This window comes from Paracoccus sp. Z118 (genome assembly GCF_019061185.1).
GTDB lineage: Bacteria > Pseudomonadota > Alphaproteobacteria > Rhodobacterales > Rhodobacteraceae > Paracoccus.
In genome coordinates this window covers 1-6818 of the sequence record NZ_JAHQZU010000050.1, presented here as the reverse complement: position 1 = coordinate 6818, position 6818 = coordinate 1, and the positions used below count along the sequence as shown (strand labels likewise).

6 protein-coding genes and 2 pseudogenes are annotated in these 6818 nt (G+C 68.8%); all 8 read right to left on the bottom strand.

The window, feature by feature from the left end; all coding sequences use genetic code 11:
• Window positions 1-595 (bottom strand): metallophosphoesterase (locus tag KTN05_RS16870; RefSeq protein WP_217330546.1); only part of this gene is annotated, 595 nt, incomplete at its 3' end.
• On the bottom strand, window positions 595-1587 hold the full coding sequence (locus tag KTN05_RS16865; RefSeq protein WP_217330545.1) for an AAA family ATPase: 993 nt from the start codon (window positions 1585-1587) through the stop codon (window positions 595-597). The genes KTN05_RS16870 and KTN05_RS16865, both read right to left, overlap by 1 nt.
• Before the next feature lie 22 nt (window positions 1588-1609).
• Window positions 1610-1732 (bottom strand): annotated as a pseudogene (locus KTN05_RS18790) (IS3 family transposase); the annotation flags it as partial.
• Window positions 1733-1888: 156 nt separating this feature from the next.
• Complete coding sequence (gene purU, locus KTN05_RS16855; RefSeq protein WP_217330544.1) at window positions 1889-2773, bottom strand: formyltetrahydrofolate deformylase; 885 nt, start codon at window positions 2771-2773, stop codon at window positions 1889-1891.
• 46 nt (window positions 2774-2819) lie between these two features.
• The gene (locus tag KTN05_RS16850; protein WP_371823399.1) at window positions 2820-3398 is read right to left on the bottom strand and encodes a sarcosine oxidase subunit gamma; all 579 of its coding nucleotides are present in this window, start codon (window positions 3396-3398) and stop codon (window positions 2820-2822) included.
• Window positions 3391-6321 (bottom strand): sarcosine oxidase subunit alpha family protein, encoded by a 2931-nt coding sequence (locus tag KTN05_RS16845; protein ID WP_217330543.1) that lies wholly within the window; start codon window positions 6319-6321, stop codon window positions 3391-3393. Before KTN05_RS16845 ends, KTN05_RS16850 begins: the two co-directional genes overlap by 8 nt.
• Window positions 6318-6608, bottom strand: a complete 291-nt coding sequence (locus KTN05_RS16840; RefSeq protein WP_217330542.1) for a sarcosine oxidase subunit delta — start codon at window positions 6606-6608, stop codon at window positions 6318-6320. Before KTN05_RS16840 ends, KTN05_RS16845 begins: the two co-directional genes overlap by 4 nt.
• Window positions 6609-6617: 9 nt before the next feature.
• Window positions 6618-6818: pseudogene (locus KTN05_RS16835) on the bottom strand (sarcosine oxidase subunit beta); the annotation flags it as partial.

Genomic DNA, 6818 nt, shown 5'->3' with positions numbered 1-6818 from the left:
ATCGGCGATGGCCGCCAGCGTCACGCCCGGCCGCGCGCTGCGCTACGCCGGGGCTCCGCGCGCGGCCTCCTACACCAACCGCTGGGACACTGCCCTCCAGCCAGGCGAGATGATCCAGATGCACGTCGAGCAGGTCTGCGGGCTTGAGCGGTCGGTGCTCCGGGCCGAAGGTGATCCGGCCGTAGTCGGGCAGGGTGAGCCGCGCTGACATCATCGCTTCCGGCACGTCATCCGTCAGCGCGAAATCCATCCAGAGCGTGCAGCAGAGAAAGCGGTTCCCGCCGATCTCGAACCGCCTTTTTTGGGCGAAGTTCACGCCGGCTTGCGCGGCGATCCCGGCGAGGCCGCTGTCATCGTCGAGCCGCCGTCCGTAATAATCGTGGTTTCCTGGAATGACCCAGACCCTGCCAAGATCGATCAGGCCTTCCAGGTAGCCGAAGAAGCCCGGCCAGCCTTGCGCGGGACTCTCAGCGATTTCGCCGGCGACGATCAGCGCATCCACGCTCGCAATCTCTTCCGCCACCTTGCCGAAAGGGTCAGTGTTGGCACGCTGCCACAGGTTGAAATGGACATCGGCCCAGACGAGAACCTTCATCACATCCCCCTCGGACCGATCTCGGGAGCAGGGGAAAGGCCGAGCATCGGCGTCATCCTGCATTGCGCATGGTGCGCATCTTTCGCGTCGGCCTGGCCCGGGTCCGTCTCGGACCCGCCAAGGAGCCCGACATCCGCAAGCCGGGCACTGATCTCCGCCTCGCCAAGGAACCCGGCGGCCTCGAGAGCGGCGGCCAAACTGTCGAGCAGCGGGCGATGCCGACCCAGAAGCTCCTGCGCCGTGCTCACGGTCCGGTCGAGGCGGTGCTGCAGTTGCTCCCGCACGGCATGCGGCAGCGACAGGATCATTCCGGGGTGCGGTTCGGCACCGATCGAGAGATGGCCGTAGTCGCCCAGTCCGGCTTGCAGTTCCATGGTGAGCAGGATCTGCGTCGCGCGGGCAAGGTCGCTCTCCATCCCGCCTCCACCGCCGGCGCTCATGTCGCCGAGGACCAGCAACTCGGCGGCACGTCCGGCCAGATGGCCCAAGCAGAGCCGCTCGACGCCGGCGAGAGTCGGCTCCGGCTCGTGCCAGCGGATCAGAGTCTCGCCGCCCTCGGGCGTGAGCCGCATCCCGAGGACGCGGCCGAGATCGAGGGCGGCGACGACGACTGCATGCCCGGCCTCATGGATGGCCAGCCGTCGGCGAAGACTTGGCGGCAGGGTTTGATGGTCGGGACCAAGGGCGGCGCGGAGGTCGTCGAGCACCAGCGGCCGACGGCTCTGACATGCGCGGGCCTTCGCGGCGCGGACCGGGGCGGCGCATTCCGCACCAGACCGGCCGAACGCCAGTTCGCCGAGCGGCATGAGATCGATGCCGACCAGTTCGGCGCCGAGATGCTGGCGCAGGATCGTCGCAAGCGCCGGTGCATCCAGACGTCGAATGTGAATTACTTGGTCAAAGCGACCGGCACGGGTAATCGCCGGATCGATCCGGTCGGGGTAATTGCACGCCCCCACCACGATCACGCCTTCACGCCCGTCAACGCCCACCCGGCTGTGGCAAAACGGAACTCACACGGTCGTTTAGGGTCTGGGGTGCGCAACCGATCTTTGCGGAAATCGACACGACCGCCTGCCAGCGCGATTCATGCTGACCCTCATTGTCGAGAACCAGCCGCACGGCACGCTCGCGCACTTCAGGGGAAAACTTGTTCGTCGTCTTTCATGATGCTCCAGCCTACTCAGGAGTTGGAGCCTCCGGCAAACCCGGTGCGGTTCGGCGCTTCAACACCCGCCACCTTGGCCCATCGATGCCGCGGGGGGGGGCGGGACGCCAAGGGTCCGGGTTGTCTCACCCCATCCGCTCGGACGCGTGGGAGCCGGGCGAGGCGGGGAACACGATCGTCTTGTTCCCGTTCAGGAACACCCGCCCGTTCACATGGGCATGGACCGCGCGGGCGAGCACCGCCGATTCCACGTCGCGGCCGAGGCTCACATAATCTTCGGGCGACTGGGCATGGGTGACGCGCACCGTGTCCTGTTCGATGATCGGCCCTTCGTCGAGATCCGTCGTCACATAATGCGAGGTCGCGCCGATCAGCTTCACCCCGCGCTCGAACGCCTGCTTGTAGGGATTCGCGCCCTTGAAGCTGGGCAGGAACGAGTGGTGGATGTTGATGATCCGCCCGGACATCTCCTGGCACATCCGGTCCGACAGCACCTGCATGTAGCGGGCCAGCACGATCAGCTCGGCCCCCGTCTCGTGGACGATCCGCATCTGCTGGGCCTCGGCCTCGGCCTTCGTCTCGGGCGTGACCCTGATGCAGTAATAGGGGATGTCGTGGTTCACGACGACCTTCTGGTAGTCCATGTGGTTCGAGATCACCGCCACGATGTCGATGGGCAGCGCCCCGATGCGCCAGCGATAGAGCAGGTCGTTCAGGCAATGTCCGAAGCGCGAGACCATCAGGATGACGCGGCGCTTGCGGGCCTCGTCGAAGAACTCGGCTTCCATCCCCAGCGTCGCGGCGATGGGGGCGAAGCCGTCCCGCAATTCGTCCAGCTGCTTGCCGGTCTCGCTCTGGAAGCTGGTGCGCATGAAGAAGCGGCCCGTGTGGACGTCATCGAACTGGGCGCTGTCGGTGATGTTGCAGCCCTGCTCGGCGAGATAGCCCGCGATGGCGGCGACGATGCCGCGGGTGGACTGGCAGGAGACGCGGAGGGCGTAGCGGGACATGGGAACTCTCGACTTCAGGGAAATGGGGCAGGGAACTGGGGGCCGGTTATGCGGCGGCGGCGTCGAGCCGCGCAACCGCGGTTTCCAGCACATGCCAGAGCGTTCCGGCGGCCGAGCGCATGCCCGCCACCGCGAGGTGGTCGGGCGCGCGGCGGATGACGAAGACGCTCATGTGATGCAGCCCGGTGCGGGCGGCGCGGCCGGACGCAAGGTTTGCCGGGTCGATGTTCACGAGCTTTGCCAGCAGCGCGAGGATCGGCGCCTCGCCGGCCGACGAGCGGATCTCGAAAGCCGCGAAGCCGTCGGTCTGCTCGGTCACGGACGCGCCGGAAGCCTCGGCAGCGACGCGGGCGGCGAAGTCCATTCCGGCCAGCCGGTGCCCCTCGATCATCCACTGGTCCGGCCCGGTCCAGAAGGCCGAGATCTCGCCCTGCGCCGCCCATCCGCCGGGGCCGGGAAGGGTCAGTCCGAAGGGCGCGGGCTGCGCGCCGCCCCGCCGCAGCGCCAGCGAGGCGAGGGCAAGCCCGTCGTTTTCGGTCAGCGTCAGCGCGCCGTGGCGGGCCGTCGCCGGTGCCGCGCCGCCGGTTGCGGGAAGGGGGGACAGGTCATGCACGCGATCAGGCACGGAGGCGTTCTCCCTCGGGGTCGATGAAATGGGGGCTGGTGACGCGGACCTTGACGGTCTGGCCCTGAAGCGGGTTGGCGGCGACGATCATCTCGCCCATCCGCGCCGCGCCGTTGTCCAGAAAGCCAAGGCCGATGGCGTGGCCCAGATGCGGGCTGTGCGCGCCCGAGGTGATCCAGCCCTGATCGGTGTCGGTGTTCTGCTCGGCGCCGTCCGCGAACAGATGCGCGCCCGCGACCACCGGCCGGGCCGGATCGACGGGCTCCAGCCCGACGAGCACGCGGCGTTCGCTCGCAAGCCCTTCGCGGCGCGACATGACCGCGCCGATGCTGTCCTTCTTCGTGGACACCATCCGTCCCAGTCCCAGCATCTGCGCCGTGGTCTGGCCGTTCAGTTCGTTCCCCGCGGCATGGCCCTTTTCGATCCGCATGACGCCAAGCGCCTCGGTCCCATAGGGGGTCGCGCCGAGGTCCGCGCCGATCTCCACCAGCCGCGCCATCAGCGCGTTGCCATAGCGGGCGGGCACCGCGATCTCATAGGCCAGCTCGCCCGAGAAGCTGATGCGGAACAGCCGCGCGCGCAGCCCGCCGCAGATGGTCAGGCTGGCGCAGGCCATGAAGGGGAACGCCTCGTTCGACAGGTCGAAGCCGTCCACGATGCGTTCCAGCAGACGGCGCGCATTCGGCCCCGCGACCGCGATCTGCGCCCAGGCGTCGGTGGTCGAGATCAGCTGCACGTCCAGCTCCGGCCACAGGCACTGACGGCAGAACTCCATGTGGCGATAGATCGTGCCGGCGTTGGCGGTGGTAGTGGTCACGACGTAATGCGTGTCCGCCAGCCGGGCGCAGGTGCCGTCGTCCCAGACGACGCCATCCTCGCGCAGCATCAGGCCATAGCGGACCATCCCGACCTTCAGGCTGCCCATGGCATTGGCATAGACGCGGTTCAGGAACTCGCCCGCATCCGCGCCCTGCACATCGACCTTGCCCAGCGTCGTCACGTCGCAGATGCCGACGCCCTTGCGGGTCGCCAGAACCTCGCGGTCCACCGTCTCGCGCCAGTGGCTCTCGCCCGCGCGGGGGAAATACTGCGCGCGCATCCACTGGCCGACCTCGACGAAGACCGCGCCCTGCGCGGCCGCCCATTGGTGCGTGGGCGTCAGGCGGCGCGGCTTGAAATGGCCGCCATTGTCGCCGCCGCCCAGTGCCGACAGCGCGACCGGGGTGTAGGGCGGCCGGAAGATCGTGGTGCCGGTCTGCGGGATGGTCTGGCCGGTCAGCTCCGCCATGACCGCCAGCGCGGTGACGTTCGCCGTCTTGCCCTGGTCGGTCGCCATGCCAAGCGTGGTCCAGCGCTTCAGATGCTCCACCGGGCGCATGTTCTCCAGATACGACAGCGCGATGTCCTTGACGGTCACGTCGTTCTGGAAATCCACCCAGGCGCGGCCCTTGCCGGGGACGTGCCACAGCGGATGCAGGTTCAGGCCCGCATCCTCGGTCCGCGGCAGGTCGGGCAGCGAGACGTCAAGGCCGAGGCCTGCCAGCGCATCCCGCGCTGCCTCGGCCCCGGAGCGCAGGGCGGCGGCGGTGGAGCCATGCCCGGCGGCGGCCCCGGCCACGAACAGACCCTCGGGTCCGTCCGGGGGCGGCAGGAAGACCTGCGCCGCCTCATCCCAGACCGGGCGGCCGCGGTGGTGCGAGGCGAGATGCACGTTCGGGTTCCACCCGCCCGAAACCCCCAGCGCGCCGCAATCCAGCCATTCGGCGCGGCCGTTCGCCGTGACCTCGACGGCGCGCAGCCCGTGGCGGCCCTTGCTGTCCGTCACCGTTGCGCCCGCGAACAGCGGATAGTCGCCCTGCGCCTGCGCCCCGGCGCGCGAGTCGATGACGCCCGCGACTGCGACGTCCTTGCCCAGCAGGTCCAGCGCCGTCCGGTGGCCATCGTCGTTGTTGGTGAAGATCGCCACGCGCTCCGCAGGCGCGACGGCGTAGCGGTTGGCATAGGCCCGCAGCGCGCCCGCCAGCATCACGCCGGGCCGGTCGTTGTTGGCAAAGGGGATATGCCGCTCGGTCGCGCCTGCCGCCAGCACGGCGCGGCGGGCGGTGATGCGCCAGAGGGTCTGGCGCAGTTTCGCGGGGCCGGGCAGGTGGTCCGACACCCGCTCCAGCGCGCCGTAGACGCCGGAATCGAAGACGCCATAAACCGTGGTGCGGCGCATGATCCGCAGGTTGGGCAGGCTGGAAAGCTCGGCCTCGGCCCCGGCGATCCAGTCGGTGGCGGGCGCGTCGTCCAGCGGATGAGTCTCGGCCAGAAACCGCCCGCCCAGTCGGAAGTCCTCGTCGGCCAGGATCACCCGCGCGCCGGTCCGCGCCGCGGTCAGCGCCGCCGCCAGCCCGGCCGCGCCGCCGCCGATCACCAGCAGGTCGCAATGCAGGAAGCCCTTGTCATAGGCATCAGGGTCCGGCTCTCCCGACAGCCGCCCCAGCCCCGCCGCGTGGCGGATCGCGGGCTCGTAGAACTTCTCCCAGAATTTTTGCGGCCACATGAAGGTCTTGTAATAGAACCCCGCCGCGAAGAAGGGCGAGAACCAGTCGTTCACCGCCAGAAGGTCGCGCTTCAGCGAGCCGACATGGTTCTGGCTGCGGGCCTGAAGCCCGTCGAACAGCTCGACCACGGTGGCGCGGGTGTTCGGCTCGGCCCGCGCGCCGCTGCCGATCTCGACCAGCGCGTTCGGTTCCTCGGACCCCGCCGTGAAGATGCCGCGCGGGCGGTGATACTTGAAGCTGCGACCCACCAGCAGCACGCCATTGGCCATCAGCGCCGAGGCGAGCGTGTCGCCCGGATGGCCGGTGAGCGCCTGCCCGTTGAAGCTGAAGCGCAGGGTCCGCGAGCGGTCGATCAGCCCGCCGGAAAGCCGGGTCATGCCGCACCCCCTTTCGCGCGCAGCGCCACGTCGCGGGCAAGCTCGGCCCCGAGAATTTCATGGGTCAGCGTGTTGCGGGTGACGACCAGCCAGCTCCGGTCGCCCTGTTCGTGGAACCACAACTCCCGATGAACGCCCGCCGGGTTGTCGCGCAGATAGACGTAATCGTGGAACGCCGCCTGCGCGCCGTCCGACATCCCGTCGGGGCGGTCCAGCAGGGAGGCGGAGCCGAGGCAGAAGAATTCCTGCGCGTCGCGGGGGCCGAGAAGGGGATGGGGGATAAGCATGTCGGGCTCTCAGTGCAGATTGGGCGAGGCGCCCATGCCTTTTTCGTCGATCAGATAGCCGCGCTCGAAGCGGTCCAGCCGATACGCCTTGGCGGTGTCGTGGGGTTTGTCGGTTGCCAGCAGATGGGCGAAGCAATAGCCGCTGGCGGGCGTCGCCTTGAAGCCGCCATAGCACCAGCCCGCGTTGAGATAGAGCCCCTCGACCGGCGT

What these genes read in the sequence shown, in the direction of transcription:
- KTN05_RS16840 (WP_217330542.1), bottom strand. Translation starts at nt 6,608, where the DNA reads ATGCTTATCCCCCATCCCCTTCTCGGCCCCCGCGACGCGCAGGAATTC.
- KTN05_RS16845 (WP_217330543.1), bottom strand. Translation starts at nt 6,321, where the DNA reads ATGACCCGGCTTTCCGGCGGGCTGATCGACCGCTCGCGGACCCTGCGC.
- purU (WP_217330544.1), bottom strand. Translation starts at nt 2,773, where the DNA reads ATGTCCCGCTACGCCCTCCGCGTCTCCTGCCAGTCCACCCGCGGCATC.